Below are 21,778 nucleotides of genomic sequence, written 5' to 3' on the forward strand. Positions count from 1 at the left end.
CGAGATTTTTGATTTTTTTTGCGCTTCGTAATTAATGCATATAAGGTCGGTCAGAAACCTCTTTATTGCAAGTTATGTCCGGGTTTTATATCCCTTAATTTGCACTCGGTCACAAAAATATATGCTGGGGTGCGGGAACTTTTCCGATGGGCCTCGAAAGCGCATGGATACTGGTTTGGCGAGCATGCGGAAGGTTAAGCATAAAAAGGAATATAGAATCGTAAAGGCTGTGAAAAGTTAATAAAGTCTCGGGATGGTTACCCTGGTAAAATAACCCTCTGCGATACAGTAAAATCCTACAGTTATTATTTCAGGTAAGTAATTATTACTGCGCTCATATATTTCTTCTGAAAACCTGTTTCATTTTTTGACACTCTTCCCGGTAATCTCGTCTGCAATGCCCCACACTCTGGCTGTGGAAAGTGGCCGCGATCACACTTTATCGCTCATCCCCGCTACTCCTCCCCGCCTAATCCCCGGCAGGAGGAGGAAGAGCCATAAGTAGCCAGGCACACTAGCGCCAACGTTTTATTTTCTCTCTACAGGATGCAGATTCCCTATGTCACAGCCTACTTTCAACAAAGCTCAATTCCAGGCTGCCCTGACGCGTCAGTGGCAGCGTTTTGGTTTACATGCCGCTGAAGAGATGACCTCCCGCCAGTGGTGGCAGGCCGTCAGTGGAGCGCTCGCCGAGTTACTGAGCGCCCAACCCGCAGTAGAACCGGCGAAAGATCAGCGCCACGTTAACTACATCTCAATGGAATTCCTGATTGGCCGTCTGACCGGCAACAATCTGCTTAACCTGGGCTGGTATCAGGAGGTGAGCGATGTGCTGAACGCGCATAACGTTAACCTGACCGACCTGCTGGAAGAGGAGATCGACCCGGCGCTCGGCAACGGCGGCCTGGGGCGTCTGGCGGCCTGCTTCCTGGACTCCATGGCGACGGTAGGCCAGTCGGCGATCGGCTATGGTCTGAACTATCAGTACGGCCTGTTCCGTCAGTCCTTTGCCGACGGCCAGCAGATGGAAGCCCCGGATGACTGGCATCGTGGCAGCTACCCGTGGTTCCGCCACAACGAAGCGCTGGATGTGCAGGTGGGTATTGGCGGTAAAGTGACCAAAGCGGGCCAGTGGGAGCCGGGCTTCACCATCACCGGCCAGGCCTGGGATCTGCCGGTGCTGGGCTACCGTAACGGCGTGGCGCAGCCGCTGCGTCTGTGGCAGGCGACCCATGCCCATCCGTTCAACCTGACCAAATTCAACGACGGCGATTTCCTGCGTGCCGAGCAGCAGGGGATCGACGCCGACAAGCTGACCAAGGTTCTCTACCCGAACGACAACCATCTGGCGGGCAAAAAGCTGCGCCTGATGCAGCAGTACTTCCAGTGCGCCTGCTCCGTGGCCGACATTCTCCGTCGCCACCACCAGGCAGGCCGCAAACTGGCGGAGCTGGCGGATTACGAAGTGATCCAGCTGAACGACACCCACCCAACCATCGCCATTCCGGAACTGCTGCGCGTGCTGATCGACGAGCATCAGCTGAGCTGGGACGACGCCTGGGCGATCACCAGCAAGACCTTCGCCTACACCAACCACACCCTGATGCCAGAGGCGCTGGAGTGCTGGGACGAGAAGCTGATTAAAACCCTGCTGCCTCGCCATATGCAGATCATCACCGAGATCAACAACCGCTTCAAAAAGCGGGTCGAGAAAACCTGGCCGGGCGATAAAGCGGTATGGGCGAAGCTGGCAGTGGTGTTCGACAAACAGGTGCGCATGGCTAACCTCTGCGTGGTGAGCGGTTTTGCGGTAAACGGCGTGGCTGCGCTGCACTCCGACCTGGTGGGGAAAGATCTGTTCCCGGAATATCACCAGCTGTGGCCGAACAAGTTCCACAACGTGACCAACGGCATCACCCCGCGTCGCTGGATCAAGCAGTGCAACCCGGCACTCTCCGCGCTGCTGGATTCTTCGCTGGATAAAGAGTGGGCCAACGATCTCGATCAGCTGATCAACCTGGAGAAATATGCCGACGATGCGGCATTCCGCGAGTCTTACCGCACCATCAAGCAGGACAACAAAGTGCGCCTGGCGGCGTACGTCAAAGCCCGTACCGGGATTGAGATCAACCCGAACGCGCTGTTTGATATTCAGATTAAACGTCTGCACGAGTACAAGCGTCAGCACCTGAACCTGCTGCACATTCTGGCGCTGTACAAAGAGATCCGCGAGAACCCGCAGGCCGATCGCGTGCCGCGCGTGTTCCTGTTTGGCGCGAAAGCGGCGCCGGGCTACTACCTGGCAAAAAACATCATCTTCGCTATCAATAAAGTGGCCGACGCGGTGAACAACGATCCGAAAGTGGGCGACAAGCTGAAAGTGGTCTTCCTGCCGGATTACTGCGTCTCGGCGGCCGAGCTGTTAATCCCGGCAGCGGACATTTCTGAGCAGATTTCTACTGCCGGTAAAGAGGCCTCCGGCACCGGCAACATGAAGCTGGCCCTGAACGGCGCGCTGACGGTGGGTACTCTGGACGGGGCGAACGTTGAGATTGCCGAGCAGGTGGGCGACGAGAACATCTTTATCTTCGGCCATACTGTGGAAGAGGTGAAAGCCATTAAAGCCAAAGGTTACGACCCGGTGAAATGGCGTAAAAAAGACAAACTGCTGGATGCGGTACTGAAAGAGCTGGAGAGCGGCAAATACAGCGATGGCGACAAGCATGCGTTCGACCAGATGCTGCACAGCATCGGCAAAGAGGGCGGCGACCCGTACCTGCTGATGGCGGACTTTGCCGGCTACGTTGAGGCGCAGAAACAGGTCGATGTTCTGTACCGCGACCAGGAAGCCTGGACCCGGGCGTGCATTCTGAACACCGCGCGCTGTGGCATGTTCAGCTCTGACCGTTCAATCCGCGACTACCAGGCCCGCATCTGGCAGGCAAAACGCTAAGGAAGCGCGATGGAAAGTAAACGTCTCGATAATGCCGCACTGGCGGCGGGCATCAGCCCCAGCTACATCAATGCTCATGGTAAACCGCAGTCTATTGGTGCTGAAACCAAGAGGCGTTTGCTGGATGCCATGCATAAAGCCAAACCCGTCGCGAAAGCGGCGGTCACCCCCGTCCCGAACGTGATGGTCTACACCGCCGGGAAAAAGATGCCGCTGACGATCGAAGGCAGCGGCGACTTTAGCTGGCTACTGACCACCGAAGAGGGACATCAGCACAAGGGCCACGCCACGGGCGGCAAAAACCTCAACCTTCCGGCAAAACTGCCGGAGGGCTACCACACGCTGACGCTCACCCAGGACGGCCAGCGCTGGCACTGCCGGGTGATTGTGGCGCCAAAACGCTGCTACGAGCCGCAGGCGCTGAAAGAGGGCAAAAAGCTGTGGGGCGCCTGTGTGCAGCTCTACACGCTGCGCTCGGAGGCTAACTGGGGGATCGGCGATTTTGGCGATCTGAAAAAGATGCTGGCGGACGTTGGCAAGCGCGGCGGGGCCTTTATCGGCCTTAACCCGATCCATGCGCTCTATCCGGCCAACCCGGAGAGCGCCAGCCCGTACAGCCCGTCGTCCCGTCGCTGGCTGAACGTGATTTATATCGACGTGAACGCCGTAGAGGATTTTCGCAACAGCGACGAGGCGCAGGCGTGGTGGAAGATGGAGACTACCCGGCAGACGCTGCAACGCGCCCGCGATGCCGAGTGGGTCGATTATGCCTCCGTCACCGCGCTGAAGATGGCCGCGCTGCGTATGGCGTGGAAAGGCTTTGCGCAGCGTGACGACGACCAGATGGCGGCCTTCCGGGCGTTTGTTGCCCGCGAAGGGGAGAGCCTCTACTGGCAGGCGGCGTTCGACGCGCTGCATGCGCATCAGGTGCAAGAGGATGAAATGCGCTGGGGCTGGCCGGTCTGGCCTGAGCAGTATCAGTCCGTCGAGTCCCCGGCGGTGAAAGCGTTTTGCGACGAACATGCCGATGAGGTCGATTTTTACCTCTGGCTGCAGTGGCTGGCCTACAGCCAGTTCGCAGCCTGCTGGCAGGAGAGCCAGGGTTACGACATGCCGATTGGTCTCTACCGTGACCTGGCGGTTGGCGTGGCTGAAGGCGGGGCGGAAACCTGGTGCGATCGCGAGCTCTACTGCCTGAAAGCCTCGGTCGGCGCACCACCGGATATTCTGGGCCCGCTCGGCCAGAACTGGGGTCTGCCGCCGATGGACCCGCACGTGATTGCGGCTCGCGCCTATGAGCCCTTTATCGAACTATTGCGCGCCAACATGCAGAACTGCGGTGCGTTGCGTATCGACCATGTGATGTCGGTGTTGCGTCTGTGGTGGATCCCCTACGGCGAAACCGCCGACCACGGCGCCTACGTTCACTATCCGGTGGACGATCTGCTCTCTATCCTTGCGCTGGAGAGTAAGCGCCATAACTGTATGGTGATCGGCGAAGATCTCGGTACCGTACCGGTAGAAATTGTCAGCAAGCTGCGTGACAGCGGCGTGTACTCCTACAAGGTGCTCTATTTTGAAAACGACCTTGAAAAGAACTTCCGCGCGCCGGAGGCGTATCCAGAACAATCAATGGCAGTCGCGACGACGCATGACCTTCCTACGCTTCGTGGCTGGTGGGACAGCGGCGACCTTACCCTGGGCAAGACGCTGGGTCTCTACCCTGACGAAGTGATGCTCCGCGGGCTCTATCAGGATCGTGAGCTGTCGAAGCAGGGGCTGCTGGATGCGTTGCATGAGCACGGCTGCCTGCCAAAACGCACCGGGCATAAGGCGTCGTTGATGTCGATGACCGCCACGCTCAACCGCGGTTTGCAGCGCTACATTGCCGACAGCAACAGTGCGCTGCTGGGATTGCAGCCGGAAGACTGGCTGGGTATGGCGGAGCCGGTTAACATCCCGGGCACCAGCTACCAGTACAAGAACTGGCGTCGCAAGCTCTCCACCTCCCTTGAGGCGATGTTTGCCGATGACGGCGTGAACAAGCTGATTAAGGATTTGGATAAGCGGCGAAAAGCGGCTGCGAAGAAGTGATAAAAAAACCCGCCGGATGGCGGGTTTTTTATTGCCCGGTGACGCGTAGCGATCCGGGCCTACGGAATGTGCATGTTCTGTTTATGTAGGCCGGGTAAGGCGCAGCCGCCACCCGGCACTATCACATCACACCACCATACCCAGCAGCAGACACCCAATCAGGCCGCAGACGGAGATGATGGTCTCCAGCATCGACCAGGACTTGATGGTCTCACCGATGGTCAGGTTGAAGTACTCCTTGAACAGCCAGAAGCCCGGATCGTTGACGTGAGAGAAGATCACGCTACCGGAACCCACCGCGATAACCATCAGCTCAGGGCTGACACCCGTCGTCGCAATCAGTGGCGCCACGATACCGCCCGCAGTGATAGCGGCCACGGTGGCAGAACCCAGCGCGATACGCAGAACCGCCGCGATAGACCAGGCCATCAGGATAGGAGAGATGTTGGTTTCATGCATCATGGAGGCGATGTACTTGTCCACGCCGCTATCCACCAGAACCTGTTTGAACGCACCGCCACCACCGATGATCAGCAGCATCATGGCGATGATTTTGATCGAGGAGCCCAGGGTGTCGTTAATCTGATCCATGGAGCGGCCACGGTTCAGACCAAAGGTGAAGAGCGCAATCAGAACCGCGATCAGCGTCGCCATTACCGGGTCGCCCAGGAACTCCGCCACGCCCAGAACCGGATGGCCTTTCGGCAGCACCATTTCACAGACGGCGCGCAGGGCCATCAGCACAACCGGTACCAGAGAGGTCCAGACGCTGACGGCAAAGCTTGGCATTTCGGCTTCAGTAAAGGTTTTGGCGTTATACAACCCTTCCGGGATCGGCTTGTCGATTCCTTTCAGGCAGCGCGCAAACACCGGGCCTGCCAGAATGACGGTCGGGATCGCAAGGATAGTACCGAACAGCAGGGTTTTACCCATGTCCGCATGGAAGATGGTGGCGATAGCGGTCGGGCCCGGGTGCGGCGGCAGGAAGCCGTGTGTCACTGACAGTGCAGCAGCCATCGGCACACCGACATAGAGCAGCGGGATGCTGGCAGAAGCGGCGATGGTGAACACCAGCGGCAGCATCAGCACGAAGCCCACTTCGTAGAACAGCGCGAAACCAACGGTGAAGCCGGTTAAAACCACCGCCCACTGAATGTTGTTTTTGCCGAATTTAGCAATCAGCGTGGTTGCGATGCGCTGTGCGCCACCGCAGTCAGCCAGCATTTTACCGAGCATGGCACCGAAGCCCATGATCAGCGCGAGGCTACCGAGCGTACCGCCCACGCCAGCTTTAATGGAGCTGATAACTTTTACCAGCGGCATACCCTGCATCAGGCCGACAGCAAGTGCCACCAGAACAAGGGCGATAAAACCGTTCATTTTGAAACGGATCATCAAGAGCAGTAACAGGATTACACCGATAGCGACAATGACTAATGGCATGATTATCTGGCCTTAAAAATTGTTATGGGTAACGTCATTATTTCAACGACATACTAATGTTGCCCCAACTGGGAACGGCTAACTGATGGCACACAGAGAGGCTGCCTTCTAAATCTTTAGTTTAGTCGGTCGGCGTAAAGCTGTTTTAGTGCCCGTGAGAATGATACGGGTAACATGTGCGGCTTGAGAATGACCCCCGCGGTCAAAATGTGAATTCTGAGACGCAGGTCATGTTATGAGGCAAGGGAAGAGGGGATGTGCGTTTGTAGGCCCGGTAAGCGTAGCGCCACCGGGCAAGCAAACGGGCAATCAGTAGTAAGAGTGTTCGCCGCGCTGGTGTTCGGTAAGATCGCGTACGCCTTTCAGCTCCGGGAACTCGTTCAGCAGCTGCTTCTCGATCCCCTCTTTCAGGGTGACGTCGACCATTGAACAGCCGTTACAGCCGCCGCCAAACTGCAGAATGGCGAAGCCTTCGTCGGTGATCTCCATCAGGGAAACACGACCGCCGTGGCCCGCCAGCTGCGGGTTGATCTGGGACTGCAGCAGATACTCCACGCGCTCCATCAGCGGAGCGTCATCGCCTACTTTACGCATTTTGGCGTTTGGCGCTTTCAGCGTTAACTGCGAGCCCAGCTGGTCGGTGACAAAATCGATTTCCGCATCTTCCAGATACGGGGCGCTCAGCTCATCGACATAGGCAGTGAGCTGCTCAAATTTCAGGGCGGTGTCAGTTGCTTCCACAGCATCCGGTGGGCAATAAGAGACGCCGCATTCTGCATTCGGGGTGCCAGGGTTGATCACGAAAACGCGGATCTGGGTCCCTTCTTCCTGATTTGCCAGCAGTTTGGCAAAGTGCGCTTGTGCAGCATCGGAAATACGGATCATAGAATTGGCCTAATAGTTGACTAAATTACCTGGGTATAATACGCCCAACCTGAGGGCGCTACAAGGTTCGACACAGACACCATACCTGAACCGACGCCGCGCCGCTTCGCAAAAGCAGGCGGGAGAGCTCCGCAACGGTAGCACCTGTTGTCACGACATCATCCACCAGAGCGATATGGCGCCCTGCCACCGGAAATTCAAGCGCAAAGGCGTGCCGCAGGTTGCGTTTACGCAGTCGCGCGCTGAGCCGATGCTGGGCCGGGGTCGCGCGGATGCGGCGAAGCGCGTCGGGAACATAGCGGCAGTTTAGCCAGCGGGCCAGCGGGCGACAGAGCAGGTCACTCTGGTTAAAACCGCGCCGCCAGTGCCGCCGGGACCAGAGCGGCACGCTGACCATCATATCGACACGCGGTAAACCGTGGCTGCGCCTGGCCCGCAACAGCGCCAACAGTAACAGCCTCGCCAGCGGCTGGGCCAGCTGGCTGCGGCGGGAAAATTTTAGCTGATGGACAAGCAGGCTCACCGGCGGCCTGTAACCGCACACCGCCACCAGTGCCTGCCACGGCGGCGGTTTACAGAGGCAGCGCCCACAGGGCAGGTGAGGGTGAATGGCCGGCAAGCCGCACCGGGGGCAACGGCTCCCCCGCGGGGCTATTCCCCTTTCACATACGGAACAGACTCCCCAATGGCCGAGGGTCAGCGGCATCCGGCATAGCCAGCACAAGCCGGGCACTGTTAGCATAGACAACCTCCTTGTGAAAAAAGAGAACAGTAATCGATGAACAACCTTTGGTGGCAGACCGTCGGGACAGGAAATTGTCATCTTGTGCTGCTGCACGGATGGGGGCTGAATGCCGAAGTATGGCGTTGCGTCAGTGAGGAACTGGCCTCGCATTTTACGCTGCACCTGGTGGATCTGCCGGGCTTTGGCCGCAGCCGGGATTTTGGCGCAATGACGCTTGAGGAGATGGCGGAGCAGGTGCTGGCTCAGGCTCCGGATCGGGCGATCTGGCTGGGCTGGAGCCTGGGCGGGCTGGTGGCGAGCCAGATTGCCCTGACGCACCCTGAGCGGGTGCATGCTCTGGTGACCGTCGCCTCTTCCCCCTGTTTTAGCGCCCAGGAGGAGTGGCCGGGGATCAAACCTGAGGTGCTGGCCGGCTTCCAGCAGCAGCTGAGCAATGACTTCCAGCGCACGGTGGAGCGCTTCCTCGCCCTGCAAACCATGGGCACAGAAACGGCGCGCCAGGATGCCCGCACGCTGAAAACCACGGTGCTGTCATTGCCGATGCCGGAGGTGGCGGTGCTGAATGGCGGGCTGGAGATCCTGAAAACGGTCGATCTCCGCGCGCCGCTGGCGACGCTTTCGCTGCCGCATCTGCGAATTTATGGCTATCTCGACGGGCTGGTGCCGCGCAAAATCGTGCCGCTGCTGGATGAGCAATGGCCGCAGAGTGAAGCCCTGATCATCGCTAAAGCGGCGCATGCGCCCTTTATCTCTCACTCCGACGAATTTTGCGCGGCGTTGATCGCCTTAAGTCGTCGTTTAAACTGATTATTTTTCATTTCAGCTGGAAAAAGTGACGTACCGCAACAATACTCAATATATCGTTGCGGTTATCCCGCGTTCGATAATCAAAATTACAATCATCTTTGGGAGTCATGACTATGAAACTTGTCACAGGTATTGTTGCTTCTCTGGTTATTGGATCACTCTCTTTCGGTGTTATGGCGGCGGAAGAGATCCAGAAAGACAAAGTGAAAGAGATGAATTTGACGAAAGTTGGCCATATCTCTACGTCTGACACCACCGCGCCAATGGATGCGCGAAAAGAGCTTTCACAGAAAGCTGATGAGATGGGCGGTAAGTACTTTGTCGTCACCAGCGCCAACAAAGATTCGAAAGACATCCGCGCGACCGCAGAAGTCTACAAATAATTGCACAAAGCCGGGCAGAGTTGCCCGGCTTTATTCACACTTAACGCAGCGCCCACCACTCCCTGAGGCAGGCTTTTCCTTCGGGGCAGCTTTTACAGCTGCCGGTTAAGCAGCCGTCGGCATCTTCCTGAATCCGCTTCGCTTTGCCCATCGCCTCAAGACGTTGCAGCATGGCCTCGATCATCGCCTGCGGGGTATGCAGCATCTGGCTAAGCTGGGTGGCCTCCATTCTTCCCTGTAGCGCCAGTAAATCACGTACTTCAATTAACGATGCCATGCCGCCTCCTAATGACAGTCGCTTACCGGACTTTCACAGCAGGCCGCCGCGGTTCTGCCTTTCGCCAGCAGATTAACGTCCACACGGCTGCGGGCCCGGCGTAACAGCCCGATCACCACCACGTTAAACAGTACCACTGCCAGGATGCAGACCAGGCTGTACTGCGGATGCTGAGTAAAATTGACCGTCTGGTAGTAGACCGTCGCCAGCGAGTAGGCGATGTTCAGCCCCCACAGCACCGAAAAGCCCATCCAGCCGCGGCTCGATTCGCGGGCGATGGCTCCCATGACCGAGATGCAGGGAATGTAGAGCAGAACGAAGATCAGGTAGCTGTAGGCCGCTGAGGCGCTGCCAAACTTCTCGCTCATCACGCCCATTGCGCCCGTCGCCATCTCGCCGTCGCCTTTGCTGGCTTCAATCGGGTTTGCAAGAACGCTCAGGCTGAAGGTCGCTTTCAGGCTCTGCCAGGTTTCATCCACGGCGCTGACCAGCTCGTCGCCGAGGTGGAAATCGGCCGGGTTAAACGCGGCTTCCTGAATATTCTCGGCGGTATAGAGGGTGTTAAGCGTACCCACCACCACCTCTTTCGCCATTGCGCCGGTGAACAGCCCGACGGTAGCCTGCCAGTTGTCTTCATGCACGCCAATGGGTTTGAACAGCGGGGTGATAACGCGGCTGACGGAGGCCAGGGCGGAGTCGTCAATGTTGTCTACCGCCTTGCCGTTCAGGGAGAAGCTGTTGAGCGCGCTGAGGAAGATGCTGACCACCACAATCACTTTACCCGCCCGCAGCACAAAGCCTTTAAGCCGCTGCCAGGTCTGGATCAGCAGGCTTTTCAGGTGTGGAACGTGGTAAACCGGCAGCTCCATCACAAACGGGGTCGCCTCACCACGCATGATGGTGTGCTTGAGCATCAGACCGGTAAGGATCGCCATCACGATCCCCAGCACGTAGAGCGAGAAGACCGCCAGGGCCCCCTCCTGGCCAAAGAAGGCGGCGGCAAACACCGCGAAGATCGCCAGCCGTGCGCCGCAGGACATAAACGGCGCCATCATGATGGTCATCAGGCGCTCGCGGGGCGCATCCAGCGTGCGCGCCCCCATCACCGACGGCACGTTGCAGCCGAAGCCGACAATCAGCGGCACGAACGATTTGCCCGGCAGGCCAAGGGCCTGCATCAGACGATCCATCACGAAGGCGGCGCGGGCCATGTAGCCGGAGTCCTCCAGGAAAGAGAGGAACAGATACATCATGCCGATCTGCGGCACCAGCGGCAGGACGGTGTTGATCCCGCCGCCCAGCCCCTGAGCGAGGAAGATAGTCAGCCATTCCGGCAGATGCAGCGTATAACCCAGCCACTGAATGCCGTGAATAAAGAGGGCGACGGAGCCGACGTCAAACAGCGGCTGCAGCGCGCCGCCAATGTTGATGGCCAGCAGGAACATCACGTACATCACCAGCAGAAAGACCGGCAGACCGAGGAAACGGTTGAGGATGACCGTGTCCATCGCCTGGGTAAAACGGCTCGGCTCGGCGGTAAGGGCATTGCTGACCACGTCGCAAATGGCAGCGATGCTTTGATAGCGGGCATCGGCAATGTGCAGGGCAGGGTCGTCCAGCTCGTCATTCAGTCGCGCAAGGGAGGCATCCAGCTGGTGGGCGGCATCACCGGCATAGGCACGACTGTAGATATCGCCTTCCAGCATTTGCAGGCCGAGCCAGTGGCGCTGTCTGAACGGCATGCTGTGCGCCATTGCCTTTGCGAGGATCCCGGCTTCACTCAGCAGGGGCTGGGCATAGTGCACCAGCTCCACCTCAGCATTGCGGCTGTGGCGGTCAATGGCAAGCTTCAGGGCGTCGATACCGCGGGCGCGGGTTGAGACCAGCGGCACCACCGGGCAACCGAGACGGGCGGAAAGCGCGTCGACATCGATGCGGATCTGCTGTTTTTCCGCAATATCGAGCATGTTCAGCGCCACCACGCAGGGGATACCCAGCTCCAGAAGCTGCAACGTGAGGTAGAGGTTTCGCTCAAGGTTTGAGGCGTCCACCACATTGATCAGCAGGTCGGCGTCGCCGCTCAGAATATAGTGGCAGGCGATCTGCTCATCGAGCGAGGTCTGGGAGGAGATGGTGGTTAACGAGTAGGTGCCGGGCAGATCGACGAGGGTGACCTGATTGTCGGTGGTCGTAAACTGGCCCTCTTTACGCTCGACCGTGACGCCCGCCCAGTTACCGACGCGCTGACGGGCGCCGGTAAGCTGGTTAAATAACGTTGTCTTGCCGGAATTGGGGTTGCCAATTAAGCCAATGGTTAATTTTTTCATTTTTTCAGACTCGCTACGAGAGCTGGCGTTTTATTGTGACAGAGCTTCAACTTCTATTAAGGCGAGATCTTTCTTACGCAGAACCAGATTCACACGTCGGGTTTCGATATGGACCGGATCGCCCAGCGGGGCCACACGTACAACGTGGAATGAGGAGCCGGGAAGCATCCCCAAAGAGAGCAGCTTCTGGCGATAGGCCGGGCTGATTTCGCGGGTGAAGCCGGTGATCTTCCACGCGCTGTCTGGAGTAAATTGCATAGTGCCTACTTAACGGAAGGTTAAATAATCAACAGACACAATGGTAATGAGAATGGTTTCTATCATCAATATTAAATATGTGACGGAATGTGCATGGCGCTATTAATTTGCAGCCTGGTTGACCTTGCTCAATATTTACGGCGCTGAAGGGAAGAGATAAAAAGATTTATTGTTAACGGAGTGATAATTATCGGTTTAAATATGGATGTGCAATAGGTTACATATTGATAAAGAAATGAGTGAGTACATTTTAATGTAATTCGTGCGTTGGGCGACAAAACCGTAGGCCCGGTAAGCGAAGCGCCACCGGGCATTACGTAAGCTAGCGTTTCTTACCCATCGCCGCCGCCAGCGCATCCATCATCGCGCTGTTGCCGGCGGGTTGTGCTTCACGCCCGCGCGGTTTCGCCGCCGGACGCTGCTGACGTGCCTCGCTGTTACCGCCGCCACGACGGGCGTTGGTCTCGCCAGGCTGCTCGTCCAGACGCATGGTGAGGGCGATACGCTTGCGCTGCAGATCCACCTCCAGCACTTTCACTTTTACGATGTCGCCAGCTTTCACCACGGTATGTGGATCTTCCACGAACTTGTCGGCCAGAGAGGAGATATGCACCAGGCCATCCTGATGCACGCCGATATCCACAAACGCGCCAAAGTTGGTGACGTTAGTGACCGCGCCTTCCAGCACCATACCCGGCAGCAGGTCGTTCATCGTCTCGACGCCTTCCGCAAACTGCGCGGTTTTGAACTCCGGACGCGGGTCGCGGCCAGGTTTTTCCAGCTCTTTGATGATGTCGGTCACGGTCGGCACACCGAATTTCTCGTCGGTGAAGTCAACGGCTTTCAGGTTACGCAGCTCGCTGCTGTTGCCCATCAGCGTCTTCAGCGCCTGCTGGGTAGCGGCCAGAATGCGCTCGACCACCGGGTAGGCTTCCGGGTGAACGGTGGAGGCGTCCAGCGGGTTATCGCCGTGGTTGATGCGCAGGAAGCCCGCGCACTGCTCAAACGCTTTCGGCCCGAGACGGCTTACCTTCAGCAGCTGCTGGCGGTTCTGGAACTGACCGTTCTCATCACGCCAGGCGACGATGTTCTGCGCCATCATGCGGGTTAAGCCCGCCACGCGGGTCAGCAGGGGAACGGAGGCGGTATTCAGGTCAACGCCCACGGCGTTCACGCAGTCTTCCACCACCGCGTCCAGCTTACGCGCCAGCTGGGTCTGGCTGACGTCATGCTGGTACTGGCCCACGCCGATGGATTTCGGGTCGATCTTCACCAGCTCCGCCAGCGGATCCTGCAGGCGGCGGGCGATAGAGACCGCGCCGCGCAGGGAAACATCGAGATCCGGGAACTCCTGCGCAGCCAGTTCGGATGCCGAGTAGACCGAGGCCCCCGCTTCGCTGACAATCACCTTCTGGGCGGTCACTTTCGGGAACTGCTTTTGCAGATCGAGGAAGAAACGCTCGGTTTCGCGGGAGGCGGTGCCGTTACCGATCGCCACCAGCTCGACGTTGTGCTTTTCGCACAGCGCCGCAACCGCGACCGCAGCTTTTGCCGCCTGGCCGGTATGCGGATAAATGGTATCGGTGGCAACCAGCTTGCCGGTGCCATCCACCACGGCGACCTTCACGCCGGTACGCAGACCCGGATCGAGGCCCATGGTGGCGCGCAGGCCGGCAGGGGCAGCCATCAGCAGGTCGTGCAGGTTACGGGCAAAGACGTTGATCGCTTCGTCCTCGGCGCGCTCGCGCACGGTGCCCATCAGTTCGGTTTCGAGATGCATCAGCACCTTGATACGCCAGGTCCAGCTCACCACCCCTTTGCGCCAGCTGTCTGCCGGGGCGTTGTTCAGGCGCAGACCGAGATGATCGGTGATGATCTGCTCGCCGTGGCTCTCTTTCGGCGGCTCGTCGAACTGCGGGTCGGCGTTCAGGGAGAGCTGCAAAATGCCCTCGTTGCGACCGCGGAACATCGCCAGCGCACGGTGAGAGGGCACGGTTGAGATCGGTTCATGGTGATCGAAGTAGTCGCGGAACTTCGCCCCTTCTTCCTCTTTGCCGCTGACCACGGTGGAGACGATATGGGCGTTCTTCCACAGGTAATCACGCACTTTTGCCAGCAGGGCTGCATCTTCGGCGAAGCGCTCCATCAGGATGTAGCGAGCGCCATCAAGGGCGGCTTTGGTGTCGGCCACGCCTTTATCGGCATCGATAAATTTCGCGGCTTCGGTTTCCGGGTCGTGTGCGGGTTCGTTCCACAGCAGATCGGCCAGCGGCTCCAGGCCGGCTTCGATGGCAATCTGCCCGCGGGTACGGCGCTTGGGTTTATAGGGAAGATAGAGGTCTTCCAGCTCGGTTTTGCTCAGGGTGCCATTAATGGCTTTTTCCAGATCGCTGGTCAGCTTGCCCTGTTCGCCGATGGATTTCAGAATCGCCTGGCGCCTCTCTTCCAGCTCACGGAGATAGCCAAGGCGGGTCTCCAGGTTACGCAGCTGCGTATCATCCAGACCGCCGGTGACTTCCTTACGATAACGTGCAATAAACGGCACGGTGTTCCCTTCATCAAGCAGGCGAACGGCAGCTTCTACCTGTTCAGCCCTTGCCTGAAGTTCACCCGCAATAATGCGGCAGAGCGAATCTTTCATCATGGCTATTTCATCTTGTGGGTCAAAAAATCAGGGGATAGTTATACGGACTGGCACAGCAAAATGCCAGTCGCGGAGGGCGCTCCAGGACTATTTTACGTACTCGATTTCATTTACATACCAGCTGGCTTCTCCCGCCGGGGTCTGGACGATAGCCAGATCGCCCACCTCTTTTTTCAGCAGCGCGCGGGCCATTGGCGAATCGATAGAAATGTAATCCTTACGACCAAAAATTTCATCGTAACCGACGATACGAAAGCGCTTGAGATCGCCATCGTCGTTTTCAATTTCGACCCATGCGCCGAAGAAGACTTTGCCCTCCTGCTGCGGGGAATAGTCGACGATTTTCAGGTTCTCGAGGCATTTGGTCAGATAACGCACCCGGCGGTCGATTTCGCGCAGCCGCTTTTTGTTGTACTGGTAGTCGGCATTCTCACTGCGATCGCCGAGACTTGCTGCCCAGGTCACTTTTTTCGTCACTTCCGGGCGCTCTTCCCGCCACAGGGTGTCCAGCTCTTTCTTCAGGTTTTCATACCCTTCGCGGGTGATCAGGGGCGTTTTCATTCTTTTGCCTTACGACGAGGTTGCTTACCTTGCGCACATTACGTATCACTTATCTTAACAGACAGGATTAATAATGAGTTATGTGATGGAATGTATATATAAGCTGCTGTTAAATATGCTTTGTAACAATTTCGACTAGAATTTATACCAGAATTAGCTGGTCGTAGACGCGCACTTTTTTAGAATACGCATCTGCAAGATTATCCGAACCTTTGGGAGTACTGACAATGCAAGAGAATTATAAGATTCTGGTGGTGGATGACGACATGCGCCTGCGTGCGCTCCTTGAGCGTTATCTGACCGAGCAGGGCTTCCAGGTTCGTAGCGTGGCTAACGCCGAACAGATGGATCGCCTGCTGACCCGCGAATCCTTCCACCTGATGGTGCTGGATCTGATGCTGCCGGGCGAAGATGGCCTCTCTATCTGCCGTCGTCTGCGCAGCCAAAGCAACCCAATGCCGATCATTATGGTGACGGCGAAAGGGGAAGAGGTTGACCGTATCGTGGGGCTGGAAATTGGCGCCGACGACTACATTCCAAAACCGTTTAACCCGCGTGAGCTGCTGGCGCGTATCCGTGCCGTACTGCGCCGTCAGGCGAACGAACTGCCTGGCGCACCGTCGCAGGAAGAGGCGGTAATCGCCTTCGGTAAGTTCAAGCTGAATCTCGGCACCCGCGAGATGTTCCGCGAAGATGAGCCGATGCCGCTCACCAGCGGTGAGTTCGCGGTGCTGAAAGCGCTGGTCAGCCACCCGCGCGAGCCGCTGTCGCGCGATAAGCTGATGAATCTGGCCCGTGGCCGTGAGTACTCCGCGATGGAGCGTTCCATCGACGTACAGATCTCCCGCCTGCGCCGCATGGTGGAAGAGGATCCGGCGCATCCGCGCTATATCCAGACCGTCTGGGGTCTGGGCTACGTGTTTGTCCCGGACGGCTCTAAAGCATGAGGCGAATGCGTTTTTCGCCGCGAAGCTCGTTTGCCCGCACCCTGTTACTGATCGTCACCCTGCTGTTTGTCAGCCTGGTGACGACCTATCTGGTGGTGCTGAACTTTGCGATCCTACCGAGCCTTCAGCAGTTTAATAAGGTCCTGGCCTACGAAGTGCGTATGCTGATGACCGATAAACTGCAGCTGGAAGATGGCACGCAGCTGGTGGTTCCCCCTGCGTTTCGCCGTGAAATCTACCGTGAGCTGGGGATATCGCTCTACTCTAACGAAGCGGCGGAAGACGCAGGTCTGCGCTGGGCGCAACATTATGAATTTTTAAGCCAGCAGATGGCGCAGCAGCTGGGCGGCCCAACGGAAGTACGCGTTGAGGTCAACAAAAGCTCGCCGGTGGTCTGGCTAAAAACCTGGCTCTCACCCAACATCTGGGTACGCGTGCCCCTCACCGAAATCCATCAGGGCGACTTCTCGCCGCTGTTCCGCTACACCCTGGCGATCATGCTGCTGGCGATAGGCGGCGCGTGGCTGTTTATCCGCATCCAGAACCGACCTCTGGTCGACCTGGAGCATGCGGCGCTCCAGGTCGGTAAAGGGATTATTCCTCCTCCGCTGCGCGAATATGGTGCGTCGGAAGTGCGTTCCGTTACCCGCGCGTTCAACCATATGGCGGCGGGGGTGAAACAACTGGCCGATGACCGTACCCTGCTGATGGCTGGCGTCAGCCATGACCTGCGCACCCCGTTAACGCGTATCCGTCTGGCGACCGAAATGATGGGCGAGGAAGATGGCTACCTGGCGGAGTCCATCAACAAGGACATCGAAGAGTGCAACGCCATTATCGAGCAGTTCATCGACTACCTGCGCACCGGGCAGGAGATGCCGATGGAGATGGCGGATCTGAACGCGGTGCTGGGTGAAGTGGTGGCGGCCGAAAGCGGCTACGAGCGTGAGATCGAAACCGATCTGCAGCCGGGCGATATCACCGTGCGGATGCACCCGCTCTCCATTAAGCGCGCCGTGGCGAATATGGTGGTCAATGCCGCCCGGTACGGCAACGGCTGGATCAAGGTCAGCAGCGGCTCCGAGCTGAGCCGCGCCTGGTTCCAGGTGGAAGATGACGGCCCGGGGATCAAACCGGAGCAGCGTAAACACCTGTTCCAGCCGTTTGTGCGCGGCGACAGCGCGCGCAGCACCAGCGGCACCGGTTTAGGTCTGGCGATTGTGCAGCGTATTGTGGATAACCATAACGGTCTGCTGGAGATTGGCACCAGCGAACGGGGTGGGTTGAGTATCCGCGCCTGGCTGCCGGTTCCATTTCCGCGCGGGGCAGGCGAAAGAGAGTTAACAGCAAAACGGTAACCCGCAGGTTACCGTTTTTATGGGCATGCCGGGTAAGCGCAGCGCTACCCGGCACAATTTTTACAGCTTCGGACCCGCACTCACCAACGCCGCACCCGCTGGCGTATCGGTGTACTTCTCAAAGTTTTGCACAAACAGCTTCGCAAGCGTGGTGGCTTTTTCCTGCCACTGCTCCGGCGACGCGTAGGTGTTGCGTGGGTCGAGGATATGGCTGTCCACGCCCGGCAGTTCGGTCGGGATTGCCAGATCGAACATCGGCAGGGTGAAGGTTTCCGCATCATCCAGCGAACCATTCAGAATGGCGTCGATAATGGCGCGGGTATCTTTGATGGAGATACGTTTGCCAGTGCCGTTCCAGCCGGTGTTGACCAGATACGCCTGGGCACCCGAGGCCTGCATGCGTTTCACCAGCACTTCGGCGTACTGCGTCGGGTGCAGCGACAGGAAGGCTGCGCCAAAGCAGGCGGAGAAGGTAGGCGTCGGCTCAGTCACACCCCGTTCGGTACCGGCCAGCTTGGCGGTAAACCCGGAGAGGAAGTGATACTGCGTCTGGCTGGCGGTAAGGCGTGAAACCGGCGGCAGCACACCAAACGCGTCGGCGGTGAGAAAGATCACCTTGGTCGCGTGGCCCGCTTTTGAAACCGGCTTAACGATATTGTCGATGTGGTAGATAGGGTAACTGACGCGGGTGTTTTCCGTTTTTGACGCATCGTCAAAATCGACCGTGCCGTCAGCACGTACCGTCACGTTCTCCAGCAGCGCATCACGACGGATCGCCTGGAAGATATCCGGCTCCGCTTCAGCCGACAGACGAATGGTCTTGGCGTAACAGCCGCCTTCGAAGTTAAACACGCCGTCGTCATCCCAGCCGTGCTCGTCATCGCCAATCAGGCGGCGTTTCGGATCGGTGGAGAGGGTAGTTTTACCGGTGCCGGAGAGGCCAAAGAAGACCGCCACGTCGCCTTTCTCGCCCACGTTCGCCGAGCAGTGCATGGAGGCAATACCTTTTAACGGCAGCAGGTAGTTCATCACCGAGAACATCCCTTTCTTCATTTCGCCGCCGTACCAGGTGCCGCCGATAAGCTGGATACGCTCCGTCAGGTTAAAGGCGACAAAGTTTTCCGAGTTCAGCCCCTGCTCTTTCCACTGCGGGTTGGTGCATTTCGCACCGTTCATCACCACAAAGTCAGGCTCGAAGCTCTGTAACTCTTCCTCGGTCGGGCGAATGAACATGTTCTTCACGAAATGGGCCTGCCAGGCGACCTCAGTGATAAAACGAACGGAAAGGCGGGTATCGGCGTTGGCACCGCAGTAAGCGTCGATAATGAACAGACGTTTACCGGAAAGTTGTTGGGTGACGAGGGATTTCAGATGCTGCCAGATTTCAGGGGAGATCGCTTTGTTGTCGTTCTTCCCTTTGCCCTTATCCGCCCACCAAAAGGTGTCGCGGGTGGTATCGTCACGGACAATGTACTTATCTTTCGGCGAACGGCCGGTAAAGATACCGGTGTCGACAGCGATAGCGCCGGTCGTCGTCAATATACCGCGCTCGTATCCTTCGAGTGCTGGATTGAGCTCTTCCTGATAAAGCGTATCGTAATCAGGGTTATAGACGATATCGCGAGCGTCGTTGATACCATAAGCCTTGAGATCTTGCGGGGTTAAACCATTAACACGCATATCACTGCTCCTTAGCCAATTTATACTGCCTGAAATTGTAGGGGTTTTCTTCGAATGTTAACCGCGACCGGGCTCATAGATTTGCGTATCTGGACAAAAACCCTTTATGACGGAAAACGCTGTGACTCCTGTCACTTTGCGGTGCAGATTATGGCAGGAATCACTTTTCGGTTGGGGAAAATGTTCCGAAAAGGTTAATGAGCGATAAATTAAACTGCGAGAATGTGAATGTAAGCGCATACATGAAAGAAAATTACGAAAGTCTTACATCACTGATAACGATTCAGCAGATTGGGGTAAATAGTGAATGAAATTAATGAGTAGGGGAGGGGGAAAGGTTAACTGCCCCCCTCAAGAGGGCAGTTAACGGCAGAACTTAGTGCAGCTGCGGATCGGCCGGGGAGGCGTTGTTGCGGATCTCGGCAATGTCCATTGCGTTAAAGACGTAGTGAGAGCCGCAGTAATCGCAGTTCATGTCGATTTCGCCATCTTCTGCCAGGATGCTGTCAATCTCTTCATCCGGCAATGTTTTCAGCGCACCCGCGCAGCGTTCACGGGAACAGGTGCACTTGAACTCGACATCCTGCGGATCGTAGAGCGTCACCTCTTCTTCGTGATACAGACGCCACAGTACTTCGTTCGCCGGTAAGGTGAACAGCTCTTCGGCTTTGATGGTTTCGGTCAGGGTGGCCAGGTGATCAAAATCATCTGCCTGCGCGTTCTGGGCTGGCAGTACCTGGAGCAGCATCCCGCCGGCACACGGCTGGCCGTCGACTTCGCCGGTACGGATAAACAGGCGCGTCGGCAGCTGTTCGGAGCGCAGGAAGTAGTCTTCCAGGCAGGCTGCCAGCGTATCGCCTTCCAGACCGACGACCCCCTGATAGCGCTCGCCCTCTTCCGGGGAGATGGTGATCACCAGGTAGCCATTGCCCACCAGCGTTTTCAGGTCTGCGTTTTCAGGGATATCGCCCTGTACGCGCGCCACGCCGCGCATCTGCTGCTGGTTGTTGCCGTTGATCACCGCCAGGCTCATCGGGCCATCACCCTGCAGCTGCACGGTGATGTCACCGGCAAATTTCAGGGTCGCAGTCAGCAGGCTGGTCGCGACCAGCAGCTCGCCCAGCACGGTTTTCACCGGCAGCGGGTAGTTGTGGTTTTCCAGAATCTGTTTCCAGGTTTCGGATACGGTAACCAGCTCGCCGCGAACGGCAAATTGTTCAAACAGATAGCGGTGTAATTGGTCGTGTTGGGCCATAGTCATCTCTCGTTCAGCAAGAATCACTCATTCTCGCCATTTTTAAATTTAATCAGATCGCGACGTTCTTTCTTGTCAGGGCGTCTGTCGGGATGCGGCATGGTCAGGGCATTCAGCTTTCGCGCCTGCGCCATCTTTTCGCGCTTCTCCACGCTTTCTGCCGTCTCTTCGTACAGGGTGCTGGCTTCCACTGCCGGGCGACGTTGTTCGGTCACGTTCTTCACGATCACCGTCCGCTCGTCGTTGCCCTGACGCAGGGTCAGGGTGGCGTTCAGCTCCACGAGCTTGCTCGGCTTGCTGCGCTGCCCGTTGTAATGCACCTTGCCGCCTTCAATCATTTCGCGGGCCAGGGCGCGCGTTTTGTAAAAGCGGGCAGCCCATAACCATTTATCCAGTCTTACCCCTTCAGAGGGTTTCTCTTTCATGGCGTCTCCTTCACGGTGAGTGAGGGGATCATCCGGCGATAGTCGTTCATTCCCGGATGTCGCAGATAGCTTTTTTCAGCCAGGCCAGAATCAGGATTGGTCACGCCAAGGCAATAACGAATGCCAAATTTTGCCGCCGCATCCAGAATGGGTTCGCTGTCATCAATGAACAACGTTCTTTCTGGCTGCAGGCCGGTCTCTTCTGCCACCGCCTGCCACAATCGCTGATCCTCTTTCGGATAACCAAATGTGTGGGTGGAAAGTAATAAATCAAGGTGTGAACCCAGCCCGGTATGTTCCAGCTTCACCGCCAGATTATGCGGGTGCGCGTTGGTCAGCAAAATGCGCCGCTTGCCGCTGGCTTTGAGTGCCTCCAGAAAGGGGACGGTATCTTCACGCAAAACGGCGCGCGGGCCCTGAGCAGTGGTCATGGCACAAATATCCAGACCAAGGCGTTCGCTCCAGTAGTCCAGACAGTACCAGTTTAGCGTATGTTGTACGGCGGTATATTGCTGGCGTATGAATTCCTGCGCCTCCAGCGGGGTGATCCCTTGCTGCTCGCCGTAGGTTTCCGGCACCAGTTTTTGCCAGAAGTAGTTATCAAACGCGAGGTCCAGCAGCGTGCCGTCCATATCCAGCAGAACGGTATCAACGTCCTGCCAGGCGATATCAAGATGCATAGGGAATACTCCAGCCAGAAGAATCGTGCGCGACAGGGTAGCATATCTGCTCGCGC

General features: G+C 57.5%; 18 protein-coding genes. 6 read left to right on the top strand and 12 right to left on the bottom strand.

Annotated features, from left to right (window positions below):
* The first annotated feature begins 559 nt into the window (after positions 1-559).
* Together malP and malQ are read left to right on the top strand one after the other, a co-directional pair.
* Entirely contained in the window at positions 560-2,953 is a 2,394-nt protein-coding gene (gene malP / locus ACT3IC_RS11295; protein WP_473477466.1) for a maltodextrin phosphorylase, read from the top strand.
* A 9-nt stretch (positions 2,954-2,962) separates the two neighbouring features.
* The gene (gene malQ / locus ACT3IC_RS11300; RefSeq protein ID WP_420193801.1) at positions 2,963-5,047 is read left to right on the top strand and encodes a 4-alpha-glucanotransferase; all 2,085 of its coding nucleotides are present in this window, start codon (positions 2,963-2,965) and stop codon (positions 5,045-5,047) included.
* Positions 5,048-5,173: 126 nt separating this feature from the next.
* Here malQ and gntT read toward each other — a convergent pair whose 3' ends face one another.
* The 3 genes from gntT to gntX all read right to left on the bottom strand — a co-directional run bounded on the left by gntT (position 5,174) and on the right by gntX (position 8,117).
* A complete protein-coding gene (gene gntT, locus ACT3IC_RS11305) occupies positions 5,174-6,490 on the bottom strand; it encodes a gluconate transporter (RefSeq protein WP_103177324.1) in 1,317 nt (438 codons plus the stop codon).
* Positions 6,491-6,799: 309 nt separating this feature from the next.
* Entirely contained in the window at positions 6,800-7,375 is a 576-nt protein-coding gene (gene nfuA / locus ACT3IC_RS11310; protein ID WP_103177323.1) for a Fe-S biogenesis protein NfuA, read from the bottom strand.
* Between the two features lie 58 nt (positions 7,376-7,433).
* On the bottom strand, positions 7,434-8,117 hold the full coding sequence (gntX, locus tag ACT3IC_RS11315; RefSeq protein WP_156655308.1) for a DNA utilization protein GntX: 684 nt from the start codon (positions 8,115-8,117) through the stop codon (positions 7,434-7,436).
* Positions 8,118-8,153: 36 nt separating this feature from the next.
* Between gntX and bioH the strand changes: the two genes are divergently transcribed.
* Together bioH and ACT3IC_RS11325 are read left to right on the top strand one after the other, a co-directional pair.
* On the top strand, positions 8,154-8,927 hold the full coding sequence (bioH, locus tag ACT3IC_RS11320; protein ID WP_156655307.1) for a pimeloyl-ACP methyl ester esterase BioH: 774 nt from the start codon (positions 8,154-8,156) through the stop codon (positions 8,925-8,927).
* Positions 8,928-9,040: 113 nt separating this feature from the next.
* Positions 9,041-9,310, top strand: a complete 270-nt coding sequence (locus ACT3IC_RS11325) for a YdgH/BhsA/McbA-like domain containing protein (RefSeq protein WP_103177320.1) — start codon at positions 9,041-9,043, stop codon at positions 9,308-9,310.
* Positions 9,311-9,350: 40 nt separating this feature from the next.
* Here ACT3IC_RS11325 and feoC read toward each other — a convergent pair whose 3' ends face one another.
* The 5 genes from feoC to greB form a co-directional block, all read right to left on the bottom strand.
* Positions 9,351-9,587 (bottom strand): [Fe-S]-dependent transcriptional repressor FeoC, encoded by a 237-nt coding sequence (feoC, locus tag ACT3IC_RS11330; protein ID WP_103177319.1) that lies wholly within the window; start codon positions 9,585-9,587, stop codon positions 9,351-9,353.
* Between the two features lie 8 nt (positions 9,588-9,595).
* Positions 9,596-11,914 carry a Fe(2+) transporter permease subunit FeoB gene (feoB, locus tag ACT3IC_RS11335; protein ID WP_103177318.1) on the bottom strand — a complete coding sequence of 773 codons (2,319 nt, stop codon included), beginning with the start codon at positions 11,912-11,914 and terminating at the stop codon, positions 9,596-9,598.
* 30 nt (positions 11,915-11,944) lie between these two features.
* On the bottom strand, positions 11,945-12,172 hold the full coding sequence (gene feoA, locus ACT3IC_RS11340) for a ferrous iron transporter A (protein WP_103177317.1): 228 nt from the start codon (positions 12,170-12,172) through the stop codon (positions 11,945-11,947).
* A 322-nt stretch (positions 12,173-12,494) separates the two neighbouring features.
* Positions 12,495-14,816: a Tex family protein gene (locus ACT3IC_RS11345; RefSeq protein ID WP_103177316.1), complete on the bottom strand. Its 2,322-nt coding sequence runs from the start codon at positions 14,814-14,816 to the stop codon at positions 12,495-12,497.
* 87 nt (positions 14,817-14,903) lie between these two features.
* Positions 14,904-15,377, bottom strand: coding sequence for a transcription elongation factor GreB (greB, locus tag ACT3IC_RS11350; RefSeq protein ID WP_103177315.1), 474 nt, complete (start codon positions 15,375-15,377; stop codon positions 14,904-14,906).
* Between the two features lie 227 nt (positions 15,378-15,604).
* Between greB and ompR the strand changes: the two genes are divergently transcribed.
* The gene (gene ompR, locus ACT3IC_RS11355; protein WP_001157751.1) at positions 15,605-16,324 is read left to right on the top strand and encodes an osmolarity response regulator transcription factor OmpR; all 720 of its coding nucleotides are present in this window, start codon (positions 15,605-15,607) and stop codon (positions 16,322-16,324) included.
* Complete coding sequence (gene envZ, locus ACT3IC_RS11360; protein WP_103177314.1) at positions 16,321-17,682, top strand: two-component system sensor histidine kinase EnvZ; 1,362 nt, start codon at positions 16,321-16,323, stop codon at positions 17,680-17,682. The genes ompR and envZ overlap by 4 nt, the downstream gene beginning before the upstream one ends.
* Positions 17,683-17,742: 60 nt before the next feature.
* Here envZ and pckA read toward each other — a convergent pair whose 3' ends face one another.
* From pckA to yrfG, 4 genes are all read right to left on the bottom strand, one after another.
* Positions 17,743-19,362 carry a phosphoenolpyruvate carboxykinase (ATP) gene (gene pckA, locus ACT3IC_RS11365; protein WP_159340219.1) on the bottom strand — a complete coding sequence of 540 codons (1,620 nt, stop codon included), beginning with the start codon at positions 19,360-19,362 and terminating at the stop codon, positions 17,743-17,745.
* Positions 19,363-19,738: 376 nt separating this feature from the next.
* Entirely contained in the window at positions 19,739-20,617 is an 879-nt protein-coding gene (hslO, locus tag ACT3IC_RS11370) for an Hsp33 family molecular chaperone HslO (RefSeq protein ID WP_103177312.1), read from the bottom strand.
* Positions 20,618-20,640: 23 nt separating this feature from the next.
* Entirely contained in the window at positions 20,641-21,042 is a 402-nt protein-coding gene (gene hslR / locus ACT3IC_RS11375; RefSeq protein WP_103177311.1) for a ribosome-associated heat shock protein Hsp15, read from the bottom strand.
* Positions 21,039-21,722, bottom strand: a complete 684-nt coding sequence (gene yrfG / locus ACT3IC_RS11380) for a GMP/IMP nucleotidase (protein ID WP_103177310.1) — start codon at positions 21,720-21,722, stop codon at positions 21,039-21,041. Before yrfG ends, hslR begins: the two co-directional genes overlap by 4 nt.
* Between the last annotated feature and the right edge of the window lie 56 nt (positions 21,723-21,778).

This window comes from Leclercia sp. GHBNCSD (assembly GCF_055805075.1).

What these genes read in the sequence shown, in the direction of transcription:
- ACT3IC_RS11325 (WP_103177320.1), top strand. Translation starts at nt 9,041, where the DNA reads ATGAAACTTGTCACAGGTATTGTTGCTTCTCTGGTTATTGGATCACTC.
- malQ (WP_420193801.1), top strand. Translation starts at nt 2,963, where the DNA reads ATGGAAAGTAAACGTCTCGATAATGCCGCACTGGCGGCGGGCATCAGC.
- pckA (WP_159340219.1), bottom strand. Translation starts at nt 19,362, where the DNA reads ATGCGTGTTAATGGTTTAACCCCGCAAGATCTCAAGGCTTATGGTATC.
- bioH (WP_156655307.1), top strand. Translation starts at nt 8,154, where the DNA reads ATGAACAACCTTTGGTGGCAGACCGTCGGGACAGGAAATTGTCATCTT.
- ACT3IC_RS11345 (WP_103177316.1), bottom strand. Translation starts at nt 14,816, where the DNA reads ATGATGAAAGATTCGCTCTGCCGCATTATTGCGGGTGAACTTCAGGCA.
- envZ (WP_103177314.1), top strand. Translation starts at nt 16,321, where the DNA reads ATGAGGCGAATGCGTTTTTCGCCGCGAAGCTCGTTTGCCCGCACCCTG.
- gntT (WP_103177324.1), bottom strand. Translation starts at nt 6,490, where the DNA reads ATGCCATTAGTCATTGTCGCTATCGGTGTAATCCTGTTACTGCTCTTG.
- malP (WP_473477466.1), top strand. Translation starts at nt 560, where the DNA reads ATGTCACAGCCTACTTTCAACAAAGCTCAATTCCAGGCTGCCCTGACG.
- ompR (WP_001157751.1), top strand. Translation starts at nt 15,605, where the DNA reads ATGCAAGAGAATTATAAGATTCTGGTGGTGGATGACGACATGCGCCTG.
- feoB (WP_103177318.1), bottom strand. Translation starts at nt 11,914, where the DNA reads ATGAAAAAATTAACCATTGGCTTAATTGGCAACCCCAATTCCGGCAAG.
- yrfG (WP_103177310.1), bottom strand. Translation starts at nt 21,722, where the DNA reads ATGCATCTTGATATCGCCTGGCAGGACGTTGATACCGTTCTGCTGGAT.
- feoA (WP_103177317.1), bottom strand. Translation starts at nt 12,172, where the DNA reads ATGCAATTTACTCCAGACAGCGCGTGGAAGATCACCGGCTTCACCCGC.
- greB (WP_103177315.1), bottom strand. Translation starts at nt 15,377, where the DNA reads ATGAAAACGCCCCTGATCACCCGCGAAGGGTATGAAAACCTGAAGAAA.
- gntX (WP_156655308.1), bottom strand. Translation starts at nt 8,117, where the DNA reads ATGCTAACAGTGCCCGGCTTGTGCTGGCTATGCCGGATGCCGCTGACC.
- feoC (WP_103177319.1), bottom strand. Translation starts at nt 9,587, where the DNA reads ATGGCATCGTTAATTGAAGTACGTGATTTACTGGCGCTACAGGGAAGA.
- hslO (WP_103177312.1), bottom strand. Translation starts at nt 20,617, where the DNA reads ATGGCCCAACACGACCAATTACACCGCTATCTGTTTGAACAATTTGCC.
- nfuA (WP_103177323.1), bottom strand. Translation starts at nt 7,375, where the DNA reads ATGATCCGTATTTCCGATGCTGCACAAGCGCACTTTGCCAAACTGCTG.
- hslR (WP_103177311.1), bottom strand. Translation starts at nt 21,042, where the DNA reads ATGAAAGAGAAACCCTCTGAAGGGGTAAGACTGGATAAATGGTTATGG.